Source organism: Deltaproteobacteria bacterium (genome assembly GCA_020848905.1).
GTDB lineage: Bacteria > Myxococcota_A > Polyangia.
The window spans coordinates 123,846-143,606 of record JADLHG010000005.1 but is presented as its reverse complement, the minus strand read 5'-3'; the positions used below and the strand labels follow the sequence as shown (position 1 = coordinate 143,606).

Annotated in this window: 15 protein-coding genes; 12 read left to right on the top strand and 3 right to left on the bottom strand. The window is 70.4% G+C overall.

Going from position 1 to position 19,761, the window contains the following annotated elements; translation table 11 throughout:
• Positions 1–101 precede the first annotated feature (101 nt).
• Together IT371_03585 and IT371_03580 are read left to right on the top strand one after the other, a co-directional pair.
• On the top strand, positions 102–1,334 hold the full coding sequence (locus IT371_03585) for a M48 family metallopeptidase (GenBank protein ID MCC6746713.1): 1,233 nt from the start codon (positions 102–104) through the stop codon (positions 1,332–1,334).
• Positions 1,335–1,339: 5 nt separating this feature from the next.
• The gene (locus IT371_03580) at positions 1,340–1,789 is read left to right on the top strand and encodes a hypothetical protein (GenBank protein MCC6746712.1); all 450 of its coding nucleotides are present in this window, start codon (positions 1,340–1,342) and stop codon (positions 1,787–1,789) included.
• Positions 1,790–1,858: 69 nt separating this feature from the next.
• Here IT371_03580 and IT371_03575 read toward each other — a convergent pair whose 3' ends face one another.
• The gene (locus tag IT371_03575; GenBank protein ID MCC6746711.1) at positions 1,859–2,356 is read right to left on the bottom strand and encodes a hypothetical protein; all 498 of its coding nucleotides are present in this window, start codon (positions 2,354–2,356) and stop codon (positions 1,859–1,861) included.
• Positions 2,357–2,545: 189 nt separating this feature from the next.
• On the opposite strand from IT371_03575, the gene IT371_03570 reads away from it, so the two are divergent.
• Complete coding sequence (locus IT371_03570) at positions 2,546–3,850, top strand: hypothetical protein (GenBank protein MCC6746710.1); 1,305 nt, start codon at positions 2,546–2,548, stop codon at positions 3,848–3,850.
• Here IT371_03570 and IT371_03565 read toward each other — a convergent pair.
• Complete coding sequence (locus IT371_03565) at positions 3,824–5,536, bottom strand: ADP-ribosylglycohydrolase family protein (protein ID MCC6746709.1); 1,713 nt, start codon at positions 5,534–5,536, stop codon at positions 3,824–3,826. The two genes, IT371_03570 and IT371_03565, sit on opposite strands and share 27 nt — an antisense overlap.
• A 131-nt stretch (positions 5,537–5,667) precedes the next feature.
• Positions 5,668–6,198: a hypothetical protein gene (locus IT371_03560; GenBank protein ID MCC6746708.1), complete on the bottom strand. Its 531-nt coding sequence runs from the start codon at positions 6,196–6,198 to the stop codon at positions 5,668–5,670.
• A gap of 158 nt (positions 6,199–6,356) precedes the next feature.
• Here IT371_03560 and IT371_03555 point away from each other — a divergent pair, with 158 nt between their 5' ends.
• The 9 genes from IT371_03555 to eutC all read left to right on the top strand — a co-directional run bounded on the left by IT371_03555 (position 6,357) and on the right by eutC (position 19,754).
• Positions 6,357–6,950 carry a DUF938 domain-containing protein gene (locus IT371_03555; GenBank protein MCC6746707.1) on the top strand — a complete coding sequence of 198 codons (594 nt, stop codon included), beginning with the start codon at positions 6,357–6,359 and terminating at the stop codon, positions 6,948–6,950.
• 286 nt (positions 6,951–7,236) lie between these two features.
• Positions 7,237–7,719, top strand: coding sequence for a hypothetical protein (locus tag IT371_03550; GenBank protein ID MCC6746706.1), 483 nt, complete (start codon positions 7,237–7,239; stop codon positions 7,717–7,719).
• 409 nt (positions 7,720–8,128) lie between these two features.
• Entirely contained in the window at positions 8,129–11,551 is a 3,423-nt protein-coding gene (locus tag IT371_03545) for a protein kinase (GenBank protein MCC6746705.1), read from the top strand.
• Positions 11,552–11,591: 40 nt separating this feature from the next.
• Positions 11,592–12,341, top strand: a complete 750-nt coding sequence (locus IT371_03540) for a hypothetical protein (protein MCC6746704.1) — start codon at positions 11,592–11,594, stop codon at positions 12,339–12,341.
• A gap of 367 nt (positions 12,342–12,708) precedes the next feature.
• Positions 12,709–14,142, top strand: coding sequence for a hypothetical protein (locus tag IT371_03535; GenBank protein ID MCC6746703.1), 1,434 nt, complete (start codon positions 12,709–12,711; stop codon positions 14,140–14,142).
• Positions 14,143–14,200: 58 nt separating this feature from the next.
• Positions 14,201–15,019 carry a matrixin family metalloprotease gene (locus IT371_03530; GenBank protein MCC6746702.1) on the top strand — a complete coding sequence of 273 codons (819 nt, stop codon included), beginning with the start codon at positions 14,201–14,203 and terminating at the stop codon, positions 15,017–15,019.
• A gap of 157 nt (positions 15,020–15,176) precedes the next feature.
• Positions 15,177–17,384 (top strand): hypothetical protein, encoded by a 2,208-nt coding sequence (locus IT371_03525; protein ID MCC6746701.1) that lies wholly within the window; start codon positions 15,177–15,179, stop codon positions 17,382–17,384.
• Positions 17,385–17,466: 82 nt separating this feature from the next.
• The gene (locus IT371_03520) at positions 17,467–18,828 is read left to right on the top strand and encodes an ethanolamine ammonia-lyase subunit EutB (GenBank protein MCC6746700.1); all 1,362 of its coding nucleotides are present in this window, start codon (positions 17,467–17,469) and stop codon (positions 18,826–18,828) included.
• The gene (gene eutC / locus IT371_03515) at positions 18,825–19,754 is read left to right on the top strand and encodes an ethanolamine ammonia-lyase subunit EutC (GenBank protein MCC6746699.1); all 930 of its coding nucleotides are present in this window, start codon (positions 18,825–18,827) and stop codon (positions 19,752–19,754) included. The genes IT371_03520 and eutC overlap by 4 nt, the downstream gene beginning before the upstream one ends.
• The last annotated feature ends 7 nt before the right edge of the window (positions 19,755–19,761 follow it).

The following is a 19,761-nucleotide window of genomic DNA, read 5'->3' as shown; positions in this document are numbered from 1 at the left end:
GCGAGGTGAACCGCGGGCGCCGTTGACCCCTAACCCCCGCTGGCCGCATACTGACGGGCGTTCACGCACCAGGCTGAGGGTCACGAAGGGAGGGGCAGCGCGTGCTTCCGTCGTCATCGAAGCTTCTGGCAAGTCGCTTTCTCCCCGACCTCGAGCTGCTGGAGCGCCTGAAGGCCGAGCCGCAGCTCGCGGCCAAGCTCACGGCGCAGGCCGGCGGCGCAGGACGCAACTGGATCCGCGCGCAGCTCCTCTCCACCGCGGTACGCGTCGAGCCGCGGCTGATGCCCGCCATCGCGCGATGCCTCGAGGAGGTGCGCCAGCGGGCGGGGCTCGGCGATCCGCTCGAGGCCTACGTCCACGAAGAGGCTGCCATCAACGCCTTCGTCACCAAGGGGCGCACGCACACGCTGGTGGTGCTCTCGAGCGCGGCCGTGAACACCCTCGAGGAGGACGAGCTCCAGTTCGTGATCGGCCACGAGCTCGGCCACGCGGTCTTCGGCCACCTCGACGTGGGGGCGGGGAGGCTTGTGGAGTCGAACGAGCTCGAGCAACGGCAGTCGATGCAGATCCGCGCCTGGCAGCGCGCGTCGGAGATCTCGGCCGACCGCTGCGGCCTCGTCTGCTGCGGGTCGCTCGACACGGCGGCCTCGGCGCTCTACAAGACCCTCTCGGGGCTGCGGCTTCCCGGCGCGAAGATCGACCCGGCCGTCTTCGCCGAGCAGTGGGACTTCCTCTCCTCCGAGCTCATCGACGGTGGGGGCCTCGAGGACTGGGACTTCTCGCACCCGTTTCCGCCGCTCCGCATGCGCGCGCTCAAGCTCTTCTGGGAATCGCCCCGCTACCGGGAGCTCGGAGAGGCGCCCGGAGCTCCTCCCTCGGAGCAGCGGCGCGGGCTCGACGGCCAGGTCTCGACCCTGCTCGCGCTCATGGACCCGCTGGCGCGCAAGACCCCGGGCGCGGCGGACCCTCTGCTTGTCGATTTCCACCTCTGGGGTGGCCTGTACGTGGCGCTCGCCGACGGGACGCTCTCGCCGGCCGAGGTGGAGCAGCTCGTGAAGCTCACCTCGCTCGAGAAGGTCCAGGGGGCGCTCGGCACGCTCCAGCTTCAGGCCGAGGCCTGCCTCGGCCGATTTCGTGAATGCCTCGGGCGGCGGCACCGCAAGCTCTCGTCCATGGAGACGCATCGGATTCTCGAGGCGCTCTTCCTGGTGGCCCACGCCGAGAATCGGATCGACGAAAGGGAGCTCGTCGCGGTCAAGGCCGTGGCCAAGGAGCTCAAGGTCTCGCCGGAGGCCTGTGACCTCTTGATGTCCAACTTCCTCAAGGGACGGTGACGAACATGTCGGTTCGCGAACAGCTGGAGCAGCTCGAGCGTCTGTCGCAGGTGGCGACCCTGGCCGGCCTCAAGGTGCACGTGAACGAGGAGGCCATGCGTGTCGAGGCCGTCTGCGGACTCGACGGAGGACGCAGCCAGGCGGTCTACATGCGCTTCACGGCCAAGGACCCGGAAGGCAATCCGGTCGTGACGCTCTTTTCGCCCTGTTTGCGGCTAAAGAAAGGCATGTTTAGCGGCATATCGAAGCAGCAGGCGACCGACCTGCTCATGCGCAACGAGCGCATGCTCTTCGCCCGCTACGGCCTCTGGACCTCCGACAAGGAAGAGATGATCGTCGCCAGCGTCGATCACCTCCTCGACACCCTCGACCCCGCCGAGCTGAAGGCCAGCATGTTCTTCGTCGCCGTCGCCGCCGACAGCTACGAGAAGGAACACGGCAAGGACGACTACTGACCGGGACGGTTTCCTTAAAGCGGCTGCCCCATCGGCGCCTCAGTGCTCGAAGAGGGGAGGCGCCCTCGTTCAGTACTGGTCCTTCGCGCTCATTTCCTTTTCCTTGGCGTCGCTGGCTCCCGCCACCAGAAGTACCAAGTTCTTGAAGCCTGCGGGCTGGATGCTGTCCGGCACGACCATCTTGTAGGTGAGTAGCCCGTTCTGGCCCACGAACCACGTTCCAAGCACGGTGGAAGCGTTGGCCTGGTTCAAGGCTTTCAGCGTGTCGACTCCTTTGGAAGGGGCGGCGAACCCATACAACGTAATATACCGCTGTCCGAAGATAACGGCGGCTCGAGGCGCAAAAAGATACACCACGTGCGTCCTGTTCGTGGCGTTGGGCACGGCAAGTTCGATGGACCGCCGGTTGTCCTTGAGGGCAGAGAACTCGAGCCCCTGCTTCTTCAGCTCCGCGAGGAGCCGAACGACGGCAGCGTCAGGATCTGCTGGATAAGCGGCGTGTGACGGGAGGGCGACGAGAAGAGCGACCATAGCTGCTAGGAAGGTATGGCTCGGCAATGGCTTCATCTCCGTAACCTCAAGTGGTATTCGGTTAGCGGCGTCCACTTTCCGTCACCATAGCCTGTAGCGGCCGCGATCACCATGCCGCTCGCCCGCTTCCCGCGCCGTAGGTCCATTGCCGGACGGTCGGGTGGGAATGACGACCTCTGACCAAGGGCGCTCGACACGCGGCAACAGGCTCCGTAGGCTTTCCGGATGGCAGGCAACCGGGGGACCTCGAGCGTCCGCATCCTCACGACGATCGAGGCGCAGGGGCTTCCCTGGCGCGGCGAGGGCGTGCTCGTGCTCGTCGAGCGCGGGCTGGGCACGCTGCGGTGGGCGGCCGTGCGGGGCGAGGACGAGGTGCTCACCCGCACGCTGCTCTGCGGTGAGACGCCGCTCCTCTACGCGCAGGCCGAAGAGTACTGGTGCCCGACCTGCGAGAAGCTCGTCGCCCTGGCCGATGGCCGCGAGAACGTAGACAGCGCGGTCCTCGAGACGCTGCGGCGGGTCTCGAATCCGTCGCCGGCGCCGCTCGCCTCGCGGGTGGCCGACCTAGAGCCCGTGCTGCGGCTGCTCGAGGAGGGGCTCTACCTCGTCTCCTGGGTCCCACACGTTCCGACGGACGGCCAAGGACGACCCTTCTGGGCGCTATCCCGACGCTTCGCGCGACTCGAGGCCTCGAAGGACTGGCTCTTCACGGAGACCGACCTCTATCGGCACGCCACGGGCTACCCCGCGTTCCTCTTGCCCACGCAAGGGCTCGAATGCTGCGATGGGGACCGCGTGGACGAATACCGCATGGCGCTGCGGGAGGGCACTCTTCTCGGCGGCCTCGCGCTCTGGACCGACGGGTTCCTCTCGGCGCTCCTCGATGGCCACCACCGCGCCACGGCCGCGCTGCTCGAGGGCGTGCCGCTCCCTTGTCTCACGGTGATGCGGCAGGCGGTTGTCGGTAGCCTGGACGGCCAGAAGTCGCTCCGCGTCTGGGACGCGGTCGTGCCCTTCGCGACGCTGCCGCGCGAAGCGGTCCGGATACTCGAGGGTCCCGGCAGGTGGGTGGAGCCCCCGCGGCGCGCGCTGGTCCTGCCCGCCAGCGAGGGGACCACGCGTGAACGTACGAGCGCTCCGAGCTGGGCCGAGCTCGAGGCGGCGAGCTCCCGGTTCTCCGACGTTCGCGGCGTGGCGGCGCGGCAGGTCGCGGGCGACCTGAGCAATGCCCGCGTCGAACTCCTCCTCGCGCGAGGCGAAGAGGCCGCGGGGAACCTGTGGCTCGTGCTGCACGCTCTCGTCGCGGAGCAGAGCCCTCGTGCCGTGGAGCTGGCCCTGCGCATCGGACGCGCGTACCTGCCGAAGCTCTGGACCGACGCCTTCCGCCTCCTCGCCACCGTGCGCTCGCCCGCGGTCGAGGACTTCTTCGTCGAGTTCCTGCTTCGCGATGAGGGAAGCCACCCCTGGCTGGAGGAGATTGCTAACGCGTATCTTGCCGGGCCGTCAGCGCCGGCACCCGCCGTCGGCTGAGTGCGGGTTGTCGCCGGAGCCATCGCCGGTCAGCTTTTCGTCTTGCTGGCGCACCCCCGGTACCACCAGCTCCACGCGGTCGAAGGCGTGGGCCTGGGCGACGATTTCCTCGAGCATCCAGCGCCGGACGCACGCCGGGTCGAGACCGCCGCTGCCGGCGCCGACGAGGGGCAGGGCGATGCTCGAGGCGCCGAGGGTGCGGGCGAGGAGGAGCGCGTGGCGGGTGGACCAGCGCACGGAGCGCTCGGAGGCGCGCCAGAGCAGGTCGATGCCGGCGACGTGGATGACGAAGCGGGCGCGAAGGCCGTAGGCGGGGGTCTCCCAGGCGGAGCCGAGGGGCATGGGGCCGCGCCGGGAGACGTCGCGGATCGCGGCGCTTCCGCCGGCGCGCCGGATGGCGCGGGAGACTCCCTGGGGCAGGAGCAGCCAGGGGGGCACGACGTTGCGGTTCCACGCGTTCACGACCATGTCCACCTCGCGGAGCGCGACGTCGCCCATGATCTCGATGACGGCAGCCTCGGGCGCGGCTCGCTCGAGCGCGGCACCCTCGGGTTCGGCAATCTCGAGGGCGCGCCTTTCGGGCAACCTCACGCGAGGGGCGGAGCACGGCGTCGCGCGGGGCGAGGCCAGGCGATCGGCGTGCGCGATCAGCGTCTCGCGGTGCTGCACGCGCGTGGCCCATTCGGCCGGGAGCTGGCGCAGCCCGAGCTGGGCACCGAGGATCGTGCCTGCGATGGCTGCCACGGTGTCGGTGTCGCCCCCGCCTTGCACCGCGAGGGCCATGGCGGTCGCGAAGTTCCCGCGGGCAGCTGAGAGGACGCGCAGCACTGCGCCGAGCGAGCTCGCGACGTGGCCGGAGGGGGGACCGGGAGGCGCGACTTCCGGCGGCGGGGTGAAGCCGGCCTGCGCGCAGAGCGTCGGCAGGAGCTCGCGAAGGGGGAGTGCGGAGAGCGTGCCCGGGGGCGTCCGGAGCGCGTGCCAGACGAGCAGCGCCACGAGCTTCGCGCCGCCCATGGCCGCGGGGGCGGTGTGCGTGGAGCGGGCGTTCTTTTCGACCGCGTCGAGGAGCGCCTCGGGGGTGGCGTCGCTCGCGTGGGCGATGGCCAGGGGCGCGACGCGCATGGCGGCGCCGTTGCCCTCGCTCGGCACGCCAGAGGCTGTCGTCGGGTCGCGACGCAGGCGACCTGCCGCCACGCTCGAGGCCCGGCCAGCCCCGATGCGGTGTCCGTGCCACAGGCGAAGCTCGTCGAGAAAGCGCCCGTGCAGGTAGCTTCCCGCGGGATCGATGCTGCGCGCCACGCAGAGGGTGAGCTGGGTGTCGTCGGAGATGTCTCCGGCCCGGCGGAGGAAGCGGACGAGGCCGCGGCGGAAGCGAGGTGCTCCCGGGTAGCGGAGGCGGACGAGCCAGCGGGGGAGCGACTCGGCGGGCAGGCCGAGCGCGTCACCGATCGCGCCTCCGACGAGGGCTCCGCGGCAGCGGTCGTGAAACGCGGAGGGTGCCTGCGCCCACGGTGCGCCGGAAGACGGTGCGTCGGTGAATGCTGCCTCAGTCGATGGCGCCCCGGCGCCTGGCGAGAGATACGCGTGCCGCGCGCGGCGAACGCGGAGCAGGACGAGCAGGCCGCGCCACGCGAGGTAGCTCGCGCAGCTTACGGCGAGGGCAGTGAAGAACCACGACGGGGGCATGCCGGGGGAGAGTGCAAGGACGGTGCCGCGACGGAGAACCCCGCGGTTGCTCGCGGCGCTACGGGCGCGAGGGACGGATTGTCGGGGCAGGATGGCTGGCGCGTGACAGGCTGGCGGAGGCGCCCGCCGGGTTAGTCGATGCTGGCGTGCCGCAGGTAGTGCCGACCGTAGCGGGCGTAGGCGTCTCCGCTTCCGCCCTCCGAGAGGGGCTTGAGCTCGAAGGGCGAGCCCCAGACCATCATCCACTCGGGGGCGCGTCGGCCCGCCGCGGCGAGGAAGTGCACGCGGTCGCCCCGCGAGACCAGGAGTCCTGAGGGGAGCACGGACAGCACGGCGGTGCCCTGCCCGAGCGCGTGGTCGATGGCCACCCGGTAGCGTCCCGCGGTGCAGCCGGCCCGTCGCGCCAGCTCCGTCGAGACGACGACCGTCGCGTCGCCGCGCTCGGGCGCTACGCTGAGCAGCGTCAGCCCGGCTAGCTCGAGCCGCCTCGGCGTGTCCCAGCGCTCGTGGCCGTGGGCCACCAGCACGCGCGCTCCGCGGGTGTCGATCCAGTAGAGCGAGGCGCTACGCTGCCGGCCGTTCGTCGCGCGCTGAACCGCGTCGCCGAAGAGCACACCGCAGGTGCCGTCACCGCGCGGGACGGAGGTGGCCGTTTGTCGCACCTCGGCCCGCGGGCTCGAGGTGAGCGCGACAGAGCTCGCGCCGGCGACGAGGAGCGTGAGGAGGACCTGGTTGCGGGAGTGTCTGATGCATCCTCATACGCCGCCGCCGGCCCGAACCTCCTCGCGCGCCGCTTGCGAACCCTGCTACGGTCCGTGGGATGAAGCAGCACGCCGCCGCCACGGAGCGCAATCGCGAGCCCATCGCCGAGGTGCTCGGTCGTCATCTCCCCGAGGCCGGTCTCGTGCTCGAGCTCGCCTCCGGCACGGGTCAGCACGCGGCGTTCTTCGCGGCGCGCTGGCCGAGGCTGCGGTGGCAGCCCTCGGACCTGCGACCGGAGGCGCTCGCCAGCATCGAGGCCTGGCGCCTCGAGGCGGGTCTGCCGAACCTGCTGCCCCCGATCCCCCTCGACGTCACCGCGCCGCTCTGGCCGATCGCGGCGGCGGACGCGCTCCTCTGCATCAACATGGTCCACATCTCCCCGTGGGAGACCACCCTCGCGCTGATGGCCGGTGCCGGCCGCACGCTCCCCGCCGCGGGGCTGCTCTTTCTCTACGGCCCCTACAACGTGGACGGCGCCTTCACCGCCGAGAGCAACGCCGCCTTCGATGCTCATCTGCGGGGCGAGAACCCCCTCTGGGGCCTGCGCGATCTGGCCGAGGTCGCGACCGCGGCCGAGGCGAACGGCCTTCACCTCGTCGAGCGCGTCCCCATGCCGGCGAACAACTTCTCCCTCATCTTCCGGCGCGCGTGAGGCCGGGCCCACGGCGCGTGCAGGTCGGCGGCCGCCCGCGCTGGGGTTTCCTGTTCCGGTCACCGCGCCAGCCGTTGCCACGCGGCGTGCCGACGCTGCGGAGAGGGGCGGAGCTGCCGCGCGTCCCGGGAGCTCGGGACTGTCATTGATCCCAGGCCCTTGCTTCCTCGAGGTGGCGCCCGCGCCCCGTCTCGGGCCGAGCCTCATCGTGGCACGGGCGATGCAACCATCTGTCGCTGCGCGTCGTGTAGGACAGATAACCGGGCAGCACGCGCGGAGGTTCGTCATGTTTCGTCCAGCAAGCGGGAAGGGCGTGCACGTTGCGCGCGTGATCGTGGCGCTTCTCGTGGGGATGCTTCCGGCCGCGGCCTGGGCACGCGGCGGCAGCGGCATGGTCGCGCTGGAAGGGAATCCCACAGCGGCGCAGCTTCGTGCGTCGAAGCGACTGGAGGCGCAGCAGAGGGTCCTCGACGCCTCGCCGGCCGCCACCCTCGACGTGTCGGCGGGCCCCCAGGCGCGTTTCCAGCTGAAGATCGGCGACCTCAACGACAGGGTCTACGCGGCCACCGGAAACAAGATGGTGCACTGGAAGCAGAACGGACGCGTCGGAGCGAGCTACTTCGGGGGGAAATCGCACCTCAGGAGCGCGAAGGTGACTCCGCAGATCCGTAGTGCGCTGCACGAGCTCGGGCTGACGCTCGTCAAACAGCGCGACGGCTACGCCTTCCGGAGACTCCCGCGGACGGGGCGCCCTGCCTCCGCTCGGTGAGACCCTGCCTCCGGAACGCCCAGTACACTTCGCGCCTACCTGACGCCATCGAGGAAGGAGCCGGGGCGCACCGACCTAGGAGCCGGAGGGCTTCGTGCGGGTGCCGCTCCTGGCGCCGCGCGAGGCGTCAACTTGCTGCGCTCGGACGCCTTGGGCTACCATTGATGGATTCCGCGCCTGCCTCGCGAGGACGTGCGAGGGCCGATCAACGACGAGCGACCGCAGCCTAGAACACCGAACGGGTTGGAAGTCGTAACGAGACGCGAGATTGCGTGACGAGCCGGGCACCCGAGGAGCGAGCAGCGGAGAGATACTTGCGGTATCTTGAGCAGCGCAGCGACGAGGCTGCCCGGCGCAGGCCGCAAGGTCGCGTTGCAGTAGGCTTTCCAACCCGTTCGGTGTTTTAGAGATGAGTCCGGTACGATTCGGTCAGTACGAGCTCCTCGAACGCATCGGCGGCGGGGGGATGGCCGAGGTATTCAAAGCCCGAGCCTCGGGCCTCGCGGGCTTCGAGAAGATCGTCGCTATCAAGCGCGTCCTGCCGCAGGTCGCCGACGACGCCGAGTTCGTCTCCATGTTCGTCGAGGAGGCCCGCATCTCGGCCAACCTCTCCCACGCGAACATCGCGCAGGTCATCGACTTCGGCCGGATCGAGGAGACGTACTTCCTGGCCATGGAGTTCATCCGGGGCAAGGATCTGCGGCGCATCCAGCGGCAGATCAAGGCCAGCCGGAAGACCTTGCCCGTGCCGCTCGCCGTGTTCGTGGCCTCGGGCGTCTGCGGCGCGCTCGAGTACGGGCACAACCAGCGCGACGCGGCGGGCAACCTTCTGCGCATCGTGCACTGCGACGTGAGCCCGCAGAACGTGCTCCTCTCCTACGAAGGGGAGGTGAAGCTCATCGACTTCGGCATCGCGCGCGCGCTGAACCGGTCGAGCCGCAAGAACACGGGCTTCGAGGGCAAGTACCCCTACATGTCCCCGGAGCAGGTGGAGGGGAAGGCGGTCGACCCCCGCACCGATCTCTTCTCGCTCGGCATCGTGCTCTACGAGTGCGTTACGGGGCAGCGCCTCTTCGACGGGGATAACGAGCTCGCCATCCTGGACAAGGTGCGAAGGGCCGCGGTTCCGCCCCCGACGAAGGTCAACCCGTTCGTGCCCAAGCCCCTCGAGGCCATCCTGCTCAAGGCGCTCGCGCGAGATCCGGCGAAGCGCTACCAGACGGCCTCCGAGCTCCACGAGGCGCTCGAGGAGTTCGCGCAGGCGCACAAGCTCACCTTCAGCGCGATGCAGCTCGCGCGCTGGATGAAGTCCACCTTCGCGACGGACCTGGCCGGGCCCGATGGAGAGCCTGTCGACGGAGATAGTTCGCCCCCGCGGGGCGCGCCGGTCCAGCGGGAGCTGGCGCTGGAGTCCCTGCGCACGCCGGTCGCGCCTGCCCCACGCACGCCGGTCGCGCCTGCCCCACGCCCGCCGGTCGCGCCCGCCCCGCGCACGCCGGTCGCAGCCTCCCCGCGCACGCCGGTCACGCCCTCCCCGCGCACGCCGGTCGCGGCTCCCGCGGGCCCCGCCGCCGCACCCTCCGCGCCTCCGGCTCGCGGAGACGCGGCGCTGCCGTCGAGCGGTCGCCCGCGCGGGCGTCTGGAGCCGTTTGCCGGCCGTGCCAAGGCCGAGGCGCTTTCCCCCGTGGCCCTGGCCGAAGCGCCGACCGCGGCCGAGCTCGACGACGCGTCGAACACCGTGCTCGACGAGCGACCGCCGGGGGCCGCGATCGTGGTCGCCGCGCCGTCAGGAAAGGCCATGCCTGCCGCTCGTCCGTCGGGGATGGTCGTCGCGCCGAAGGACGCGCAGGCGAAGATCGACCCCCAGGCTCGCACCCTCTTTCCGCCGAGCGGTGGCCCCGGAGCAGCGCGGCCAGTCGCTTCGAGCCCCGGACAGCTTCCCTCCGCGGCGACGGCGGCCGACTCGAGCGCGCGGGCTCGCGCCGCCGACAAGGAGCGCGCCGCCGACAAGGCGAAGGAGAAGGACGTCGGCAAGGCGACCGGCGGCGATCCCGGGATCTCGTCCGTGGCCACCGTTGCGCAGCGCACCGACCCCGTGGCGATGGCCAAGGAGGTCCCGCGTGGCCTGCCGAGCGCGATCCAGGGGTGGGGGCTCGCGGAGCTCGAGGAGCTGCGCCCGGCAGGCAACCGGCGCACGCTGATGGGTTTTCAGGCCGCCAACCCGGAGGCCGGGCCCGTCTCGCTCTCCACCGACGAGCTGCCGACCGATCCGGCGCTGCTCGCGCGGCTGGGGACTTCGACCGCGTCGGGCGCCCCACGCGAGAAGGAGCTGCCGCGCCCGAGCGCCGAGGACTCGAGCCCCCGCGCCGGGGAGGACGCGGAGGACGATCCGACCACGATCGATCCGCTGGCCGGCTCGCTCGGTGGCGGTCTTTCCGGCGGCGCGGAGGACGACGCAGCGGCGGTGGACCGCGCGGAAACGGCCGAGAGCGTCGCCTCCTCGAGCATGGACAGCCTGCCCGAGTTCGACACGGGCGACGTCGGCGAGCCGTACGATCCGGACGCCAACACCGTCGAGGCGCAGGAGCGCATCTCTCTGCTGGCGACGCGCTCCCGGAAGCGGGACACGGAGCCGACGGCGGTGGCTGGCGGCCCACGTGGGGCGCAGAGCGCACGGACGAGTCCGAGCGTGGAGGGTCCGACGAAGGAAAGCCTGGCGCTGCCCCGGCGCCGGCTGTCGGAGAGCGTGGAGCCCGAGGAGGAGCAGCACACGGCCGAGGTGGACGCGCCGACGGGGTCGCGCGAGGACGGGCGGGCCGGCTTCGAAGAGCCGAGCGCCGCCGGGCTCGAGTTCGCTAGCCTCTCCGCCGAGGAGCACACGGTGGACGAGCGCCGTCGGCCGCGACTTCCTTCGCGACCGCGAGGTGTGCCGGTGCCGCTCGCGTCCGACAGCCAGGAGGAGCCCGAGGCGGTGATCGACCGCCCCGTCACGCCGTGGGGGGTGGAGCTTCCGGCCGTGCCTCTCTCGGGCCGCCCGGCCGCTGTTCCGTCGCGCCGGCCGGTCTGGGTGCTACCCGTCGTCCTCTCGACCGTGCTGCTGGCGCTCGCCGCGGCCGCCGCCGCGCTGTACGTTGTGCTCGGCCGACGCTCCGCGGAGCCGCGGACCACGACGGCTGGCAGCGCGGTGGGGGTGGCTGCGCTGGCTCGCTCGGCGGATGGAGCCACACGCCCGTCGAGCGCACCCGACGCGCGGGTCGCGTCTCTCGACGCGGCCCCGAAGACGGCCCGAGACGCAGAGGGCACGGCGGCGGCCAGCGACGAGCCAGACGATGCGCGCGACGCGGGTTCGGCCACCGAGCCTGCGACGGCGACACCCGATGCGGCGGCGACGGTGAAGCTGCGCAAGCCGAAGGCCCAGCCCGCGGTCGCCACCAAGAAGGCCACGAAGAGCGCCGAGCCCAAGGGGGCCGCGACGGCAAAGGGCGCGGCCTCGGGGTCCGGCAAGAAGCCCAAGGGGACCTCGCCCAAGAGCTCGCGCCCTGCCGGGACCTCGGCGAAGGGAAAAAAGAAGGACGCCGCCTCGGGCGATGGGACCGCCGCGAAGGGCAAGCCCGGGTACCTGATCGTCGCCTCGCGTCCCTCGGCGAAGGTGCTCGTGGACGGCCGCGCGACGGGACTCAAGACCCCCGTGCCGCCGGTGAGCCCCTTGAAACTCGCACCGGGCCGGCACAAGATCACTCTCGTGGTCGGGACCCAGCGGTTTCATTTCACCGTCGAGATCAGGCCGGGACAGACCAGCAAGCTGGCACAGATTCTACCGGTCGCTCCCTGACGTTGCGTCGCGGGAGACCGGCGTGGTCCAGAGGACGAGCATGCGCGCGTTCTGCACCCTCGGGCTCCTCGCCGCCGCCATGGTGGGCTGCGTGGATTCCACGGGAGGCACGACTCCGGGCACCAAGCCGACCCTCACCGTCAAGGGGCGCGTGGTGGACTTCGAGAGCTGCCTGAGCGCGGCCGGGTGCAAGGGTGCGCCCAACATGAAGGTGGCCCTCTTCTACGACACCGCGGTCGCGTCCGAGAAGACCGGCCCCGACGGCGGCTTCACGCTGAAGGGCGTGCCGGTCGGCGGCCCGGGGTACGTCTTCATCAGCGACGCGTCGGGCGAGTTCAAGTACCTCTCGGCGCTGCAGGCGCAGCCGGTACGCACCGATGCTGGGGACGTGTTCGGGGTGGAGGCCTTCGCGCTCTCCATGCGCGGCGGCCTCTACGACGGCGTCGTCGCCGAGGCCAAGGCGCGGGTCGAGACGCACGCGCTCTACCTCGGACAGGTGGTGGCGCTGAAGGAGGGGACGATGAAGGCCCTCGAAGGGGCGTCGGCGCGCACCAATCCCGGGTCCACGGTGCGTTACGTGCGCGATAACCCGCGCTTCAACGCCGGCCAGCAAACCCTCTTCGAGTCGGCGCGCGCGGCGACGGGGGTCTTCGGCCAGTTCATCGTGATCACCAAGCCGGACCTGCAGGACTACACCATCGCGGCCGCCGCGAAGGGGCTGCAGTTCCCCTACCTCGTGGCGCCCCTCGGCGCGGGCTACCTGACCATCGGCCTGCATCGCCCGCAGTAGCGGCTTTCCGGGGGCGGTCCCCTACCTTCGGCCCGGCGCCGGATCCTCGTCCGGACGACGGGCCGCAAAGGACAGTTGGCCCCAGGCAGAGGCGAGATCCGGCGGGGGACGGGACCCCAGGGGGGGACGGCCGAGGCACGTCCCTCCCTCTCGTTTTACTAAATAATCACAAATGTGTAGCGCGACGCAGCGGAGGCTCTCCGCGTCGCGCTAGGGTCAGCCGTTTCCGTGATGAACGCACGCACATCGCCTCACTTGGCCCACAAGTGGCTGCGATTACGAGATAAACCGTGGATCCAGAACGATGCCCACAGTTGGTATTGGACTTGCTACTCTTCGGCCTGTTACCAGCGAGGGAGCATTGCCCATGTATCGTCGAACCCTTGGTGTCATTCTCACCACGCTCGGCATCGCGGCCTGCGGTTCGGACGGCACCCAGTACGGGCGGGCCGGCGACGTGACCTTTCAGTCGGCGCGGCTGGCCCTGACCAGCTCCCAGGGGCTGAACGTCCTGCGGCTGAACGACGCCCTGCTGGTGGAGAGCGAGGCGGTCAGCGACGCGCTGCGCCCGAACACCAAGTACCAGCTCACGGTCACGAACGGGGCCTCGTACCAGTTCGTGGGCGGGCTCCTCACGGACACGACGGGCCGCGTGCCCGCCTCGACGCTGGCCCACGACATCGGGCTCTTCTCCGACGGCGTGAAGGTCGGCGATCTGCTGACCGTGACGCTCGACGACGGCACGAACCGCATCAACGGCGCCATCGCCGTGAAGGGGCACCTCTTCCTCGAGGGTCCCGGCTTCGCCGTGGACGAGGTGGCGCCGCCGAACGTGTACGCCGCCGACGCGAGCGGCAAAGCCATCAACGCCTTCGTGGTGGGCGGCGCGGACCCGGGTGAAGTGGCCGGGCCCGTCTACGCCGCGGGCGATTCTTTCCCGCGGAACGCGACCGTCAGCATCTACGTGGTGCGCGACCGCGATCAGTGGAAGCGGCGGCCCTTCCCGGCCCGCGGAGAGACCGACTTGCTCGCGGGCCCGGTGACCGCGAAGACCGACGCCGAGGGGCGCCTCCCCGCGACGAACACGGGCTTCGCCCCCAAGGGGAGCCAGGACCTGGGCGTCTACGACATCATCGTGGACGTGGACCGCAACGGCGTCTTCGACTGGTCGGCCTCCACGAAGGACGCGGCCGACGGCGAGAACAAGGTGGGGCTCACCGTGCAGTACTCGCAGGCATGGCTCCGCAGCCAGGCCAGCAAGCACGTCATCGTCAACCTGGCCTTCAACAACGCGAGCCGCGACAACGGCCAGTACCAGAACATGTACGCGACCGGCATGGTCTACGCGTACGTCAACCCGCCGACCTTCAACTACCGCGACGACTACCACCGGACCGGCATCTACGTGCTGATCAAGCACCAGAGCTGGACGAACTTCTGGAACAACCCGGACCCCGCGCTCGACGCCGACCCGAACGTGCGGGGCTCTCGCGACCTGACGCCCTACAGCGTGACCTCCGGCGGCGGAACGGGCGACTTCGTGGTGCCGGCGCAGCCGGGCTGCATGAACGCGCCCCCGGTGGGCCTGCTCAACGCCACCTCGCGCGCTGTGGACAAGAACGGCGCCGACGTGAAGGACTTCGATATCGTGTTCCTCCCCAACCAGAAGGACACGAACCGCCTGATCTACGTGCCGGGCACCTCGCTGCTCGACCTGAACGTGAACAACAGCTCGAGCCACCCGATCGACCCGACGAAGATCGACGACTCCATTGCAAAGGGCTTCTCGGTGGTAAAGTAACTGGGTGCTGAGCTTTCGCTCCTTCCTTGGTGATCCGCGGGTCCGTCCGTTCCTTCTCATGGTGGTTGCTCTCGGCGCCGCGGGGGTTTCGGCCCCCGCGGCGGCCTTCGTTCGCGCGGCGGTGGATGGCAAGCCCAACGTCTTCCTGTACTGGCCCGCGCGCCGCCTGACCTACTACGTCCACGAGAAGGGCTCGGGTGATGTCCCGCTGCGCGAGACCCTCGGGGCCGTGAAACGGTCGTTCTACGCCTGGGCCAGCCCCTCATGCACCGACATCACCTTCGACTTCGGCGGCACGACGCCCCTCAACCGGACCAACATCTCTCTCGGCAAGGGGGAGAAGCCGGACATGAAGAACGTGCTCGTCTGGCGCGAGGAGCGCTGGCCCCCCACCGGAGTCACCGATGCCTCGGTGACGACCGAGATGGCCGCGATCACGATCCTCATCTACAACAACGACACCGGCGAGCTCGTCGACGCGGACATGGATCTGAACGGCTACAACTTCTTCTGGTCCTCGACGGAGGACAAGACCAAGATCACCACGGACATCCAGAACGTGGTGACGCACGAGGTGGGGCACATCCTGGGTCTCGGGCACGTGGACGACGACAAGGCCACGATGTACACGAAGACGCCGCAAGGGGAGACGGACAAGCGCAGCCTCGAGGCGGATGACGTCGCGGGCGTGTGCTTCGTCTATCCCTTCGCGGGGACGACCCCCACGGGCAAGGGCCAACAGGTCCCGTCCATCGACGTGCAAGGGGGCTGCGCGGTCGGTGGCCAGGCTCCTCCCTGGGGGATGCTGCTCGCGCTCTTCGCGCTGCTGAGCCTGCTCGGGGTCGGCCTGCGTCGCCTGGCGCGGCTCGGCGCGTAGAAGGGCGGCCCCTTCTTCTGGGGACAGCTGTGCCGCTGTCTGGGGCCACGTGGGGCCGGCACACACCACCGGCACGGCCCAAGTGCGTGGTACCAGTGGGCCGCGAGTAGGAACGATTCTTGGATGTACTCGGCTCCATCGTGGGAGCCCTGTGCACATGCGCCGCCTGACCACACGCTTGCTGGCGGTACTGCTCTTGTCCGGGTTTGCCGGAAACGCGCACGCCAAGGACGCGGCGGCGCAGGTCTCCCCCGAGGGGCTGAACTTCGTCGCGAGCCAGCTTCCGCCGCACCTGCCGAAGAGCTTCACCATGCCGGGCGGCTCGGGGAGCTGGCCTTGCCTCTCGGGTTCGGCCACGAACATCAAGGGAGACGTGCAGGTCCGGTCGATGACGCTCTCCAGCGCGAGCTCCCAGCTCGTGGTGACCGCGAAGGTGTCGGTGAAGGGGAGCCTCGACGCGAAGGCCGTCCCCTGCGTCGGTCCGTCGGTGGCGTGCCGGGTGAACTACTCGGTGGCCGAGGGGCAGCTCCGGGTGACCTTCACGCCGCAGCTCGAAGCGGGGAAGGTGAAGCTCAAGAACACCCAGGCCAAGATCGAGGTGCCCGAGAGCCAGGTGCAGCTCGAGGTCCCCTCCTGCGGCTTCGTCGGCACGGTGGCGAACGTGATCCTGCCGCACGCGAAGGGGCAGATCGTGAAGGCCGTGTCGGGCCACCTGGAAGGGCTGGCGCAGCGCAGCATCCCCCCCGAGGTCGAGAGCGCGCTCGGCAGCTTCACGCAGTTCAGCGGGTCGGGGAACGGCTTCTTCGTGACGGGGACCCTGAGCCAGGTGCAGGCCCAGTCGAACGGGCTGCTCCTCGGCGCCGACGTGGGGGTCAAGGGTCCCGAGACGAAGGAGTGCACGTTCCAGGCGGCACCCGCCTTCACGCCCGCTGCGAGCGCGCCGAGCTTCAGCTGGGCGACGGGAGAGCACCTGGGCCTCGGGATCTCGTCCAAGACGGTGGGCGAGGCGGTGGTCGCCGCGTGGAAGTCGGGACGCTTCTGCGTGACCTACGAGGAGATCAAGAAGGACAACAACCAGGCGAACGTAGCGGCCGGGTGTTCGCTCCTCGGGATGCGGTCGGTGCAGCGCGTGGACGCCCACGGGCACCGCGCGCCGGAGATGCGCTTCCTGCCGGGGAGCACGCCGGAGCTCGAGCTGAAGGTCAAGGACTACCAGGCGACGATCCAGGCGGAGGGGCAGAACGGGCCCACCACCGTGACGCTCACCGTGCAGGCCGCCCTGAAGATCCGCCTCGAGCTCGACCCCGGGACGAGCGAGGTGAAGCTCGCGATGACCTCGGGTGAGATCACGGCGCTCGAAGCCAAGGCCACCGACCCGGCGGGGCTCAACCTCGACACCACGGCGATCAAGGCGCTCTTGCAGAGCGTCGTGATGCCGCTGCTCCAGGCGAAGCTGGGCCAGATGGAGCTCTTGCCGCAGATCCTCCACAAGCAGGGGGGAATCCTCGACCCGTACTACATCTACATCGCTCGGAGCGCCGTGCAGGGCGACTACCTGACGCTCTACACCAAGCTCCACCGCGCGCCCGTCCAGGACACGAGCGCACCCTCGACGGACCTCTCCAAGCAACCCGGGCGCGTGGTGCAGCCCGGTCGCTTCTTCTACGAGGCGACCGGGAGGGACGGCCAGATCCCGACCGAGCTGCTCCGCTACAGCTGGAGCGTGAACGACGGCGCCTGGTCCGAGGTGAGCTTCGGCCGCATGCGCTCGGTGGAGCTGAAGGAGGGGCGCTACAAGGTGGCCGTGCGCGCGCACGACCTGGCGGGCAACGTGGACGGGACCCCTGCGGTGTCGGTCGTCGAGGTCGACGGGGTGGCGCCGACGCTGCGGGTGACCAGCGCTCCGCCGCCGGTGGTGACCGAGCGCGAGGTCCGCATCGGCTTCGAGGCGGAAGACGACCGCAGCAAGGGGACGGAGCTGAGTCTCGAGGTGAAGGCCGAGGCGAAGCCCGCCGACGGGCGTCCGGCGCGGCTGGTGAAGGACACCCCGCGCGCCCCCGCCGAGAGTCCCCTCATGATCCCGGTCCCCGGCGACGGGGAGTACACGGTCACGCTCGTGGCCAGGGACGAGGCCGGGAACGTGTCGAAGCCGGTGACCCTGACCTTCCGGGCCGAGGGGCTCGGCCCGATCCCCGACGGACCCACGCCGGAGGCTCCGCCTCTTACGCCCGATTCGGCCGCGCAGGACGACAGCGGTGAGGCCGGAGGTTGCAGCGCGGGCGGGCGAAGGCCGGGGCTGCGCGGCGTCACGCTGCTCCTGCTCGCGGCGTGCGCCCTCCTGCGGAGCGGAAGGCGCCGGCGGTAGTGTTCGAGAGACCCTTCCCCGTGACGGCCTCGGCGTTTGTGATTTGATCCCTTTGCGCCGCGCGAGCTAGACTGCGCCCGCGATGGCGCTATCCACCACGTTGCTCGGCGAGCGGTACCTCTTCTCCGACGTGAAGGAGGTGCTGGCCAAGGCGAGCGAGAAGAAGTCGGGCGACGAGCTCGCGGGGGTCGCGGCGCGGGACCCGAAAGAGCGCGTGGCGGCGAAGTCCGTGCTGGCGGGGCTCACGCTGAAGGAGCTGCGCGAGCACCCGGTCGTGCCGTACGAGCTCGACGAGGTCACGCGTCAGACGGAGGACAACCTCGACGAGGAGGCCTTCCGTCAGGTCGGCAGCTGGACCGTGGGCCAGCTCCGCGAATGGATCCTCGACGACCGCACGCGCGGGGAGGACCTGCGCGCTCTCTCCCCGGGGCTGACCGCCGAGATCATCGCCGGCGTGGCCAAGCTGATGTCGAACCTCGACCTGGTCGTGGCGGCGAAGAAGATCCAGCTCGTGGTGCGCTGCAATAACACGGTCGGGTTGCCGGGGCGCATGTCCTTCCGCCTGCAGCCGAACCACACCACCGACGATCCGGCGGGGATCGTGGCCTCGATCCGCGAGGGGCTGGTCTACGGCACGGGAGACGCGGTGATCGGCATCAACCCCGCGACGGACACGGTGGAGCGCACGGTCGAGCTGCTCACCGTGACCAAGGAGCACATGCGCCGCTGGGAGGTGCCGACGCAGAACTGCCTCCTCTCGCACGTCACGATCCAGATGGAGGCGCTCCGGCGCCGCGCGCCGCTCGACCTGCTCTTCCAGTCGCTCTGCGGCTCCGAGAAGGGCTGCCGCGCCTTCGGCATCGACGTCAAGCTGATGGACGAGGCGGCCCAGATGGTCCAGGAGCTCGGTGCGGCGACGGGGCCGAACCGCATGTACTTCGAGACGGGGCAGGGGTCCGCGCTCTCGTCGGACGCGCACCACGGCGGCGACCAGCAGACCCTCGAGGTGCGCAACTACACGCTGGCGCGGCGCTGGAAGCCCTTTCTCGTGAACACCGTGGTGGGCTTCATCGGCCCCGAGTACCTCTACGACGGGCCGCAGATCACGCGCGCCGGCCTCGAGGACGTCTTCGCGGGGAAGCTGGCGGGCCTGCCGATGGGCTGCGACGTCTGTTACACGAACCACGCGAAGTGCGATCAGAACGAGCTCGAGAACCTGGCGGTGGTGCTGGCCGCGGCGGGGTGCCACTTCTACATGGGCCTGCCGATGGGCGACGACATCATGCTCAACTACAACTCGTCGAGCTTTCACGACAACGCCACCGTGCGGTCGGTCTTCGGCTACCGGCCCGCCCCCGAGTTCGAGCAGTGGATGGAGCGCCTGGGGCTCTTGCGTGACGGGCAGCCGACGGCGGCTTTCGGGGACCCGACGGTGCTCGGATGAGCTCCACCACCTCGCGGCTGATGAAGGAGCTCCGCGCGCGCATCGACGGGCGACCCACGCCGGGGGCCGTCCCGCCGCCCGCGCCGCTCGTGCACCGGCCGCTCGCGCCCGGGAGCCGCCTGGCGCGGGACACCGTGCGGAAGGGCGACTCCGCCGCGCGCTTCGTCTTGCCCCCCCCGCTGCCGGTGAAGAACGCGGCGGCGCTCGCGGAGCTGAGGCGCGCGACCCCCGCGCTGGTCGGGGTGGGGCGCGCAGGCCTGCGCTACCGGACCGAGACGCTCCTCGATTTCCTCACGCGCTTCGCGGTGGCCAAGGCGGCGGTCGAGAGCCAGGTGCCGGCGGGCTGGGCGGAGCAGCACGGGATGCTGCCGCTCGAGACGGAGGCCGAGACGCCGGAGCAGTTCCTCGCGCGCCCGGACCTCGGCCGCAAGCTCTCGGCGGCGTCGATGCGTGCGGTGGCCGAGAGGTGCGCGAAGCAGCCCGACGTGCAGCTCGTCGTCGGAGACGGCCTCTCGGCCAACGCGGTGATGCTGAACGCCCCCGCGATGCTGGCGCGGCTCGTGCCGGAGCTCGAGCGCCGCGGCCTGAAGGTCGGCACGCTGGTCTTCGTGCGCCACGCGCGGTCTCGGCTGGTGGATGTGGTGGGGCAGGCGGTCGGCGCCAGGGTGGGGGTGATCCTGATCGGCGAGCGACCGGGGCTCGGCACCGGCGACGGGATGAGCGCCTACCTGGTCCATGACCCCCACGTGGCGCGCACCGACGCGGAGAAGCAGGCGGTGAGCAACATCCACGCGCGCGGGATCGCGCCCGAGGAGGCGGCGCTCCACGCGGCCCGTGTGATCCAGGCCATCCTCGAGCAGCGGACCTCCGGCGTGAAGCTCGACCTGACTCGACTGGAGAGCCCGACGGCCGGGCGAGCCCGGTAGGCCGGTC

What these genes read in the sequence shown, in the direction of transcription:
- IT371_03580 (MCC6746712.1), top strand. Translation starts at nt 1,340, where the DNA reads ATGTCGGTTCGCGAACAGCTGGAGCAGCTCGAGCGTCTGTCGCAGGTG.
- IT371_03575 (MCC6746711.1), bottom strand. Translation starts at nt 2,356, where the DNA reads ATGAAGCCATTGCCGAGCCATACCTTCCTAGCAGCTATGGTCGCTCTT.
- IT371_03570 (MCC6746710.1), top strand. Translation starts at nt 2,546, where the DNA reads ATGGCAGGCAACCGGGGGACCTCGAGCGTCCGCATCCTCACGACGATC.
- IT371_03565 (MCC6746709.1), bottom strand. Translation starts at nt 5,536, where the DNA reads ATGCCCCCGTCGTGGTTCTTCACTGCCCTCGCCGTAAGCTGCGCGAGC.
- IT371_03555 (MCC6746707.1), top strand. Translation starts at nt 6,357, where the DNA reads ATGAAGCAGCACGCCGCCGCCACGGAGCGCAATCGCGAGCCCATCGCC.
- IT371_03550 (MCC6746706.1), top strand. Translation starts at nt 7,237, where the DNA reads ATGTTTCGTCCAGCAAGCGGGAAGGGCGTGCACGTTGCGCGCGTGATC.
- IT371_03545 (MCC6746705.1), top strand. Translation starts at nt 8,129, where the DNA reads ATGAGTCCGGTACGATTCGGTCAGTACGAGCTCCTCGAACGCATCGGC.
- IT371_03540 (MCC6746704.1), top strand. Translation starts at nt 11,592, where the DNA reads ATGCGCGCGTTCTGCACCCTCGGGCTCCTCGCCGCCGCCATGGTGGGC.
- IT371_03535 (MCC6746703.1), top strand. Translation starts at nt 12,709, where the DNA reads ATGTATCGTCGAACCCTTGGTGTCATTCTCACCACGCTCGGCATCGCG.
- IT371_03530 (MCC6746702.1), top strand. Translation starts at nt 14,201, where the DNA reads ATGGTGGTTGCTCTCGGCGCCGCGGGGGTTTCGGCCCCCGCGGCGGCC.
- IT371_03525 (MCC6746701.1), top strand. Translation starts at nt 15,177, where the DNA reads ATGCGCCGCCTGACCACACGCTTGCTGGCGGTACTGCTCTTGTCCGGG.
- IT371_03520 (MCC6746700.1), top strand. Translation starts at nt 17,467, where the DNA reads ATGGCGCTATCCACCACGTTGCTCGGCGAGCGGTACCTCTTCTCCGAC.
- eutC (MCC6746699.1), top strand. Translation starts at nt 18,825, where the DNA reads ATGAGCTCCACCACCTCGCGGCTGATGAAGGAGCTCCGCGCGCGCATC.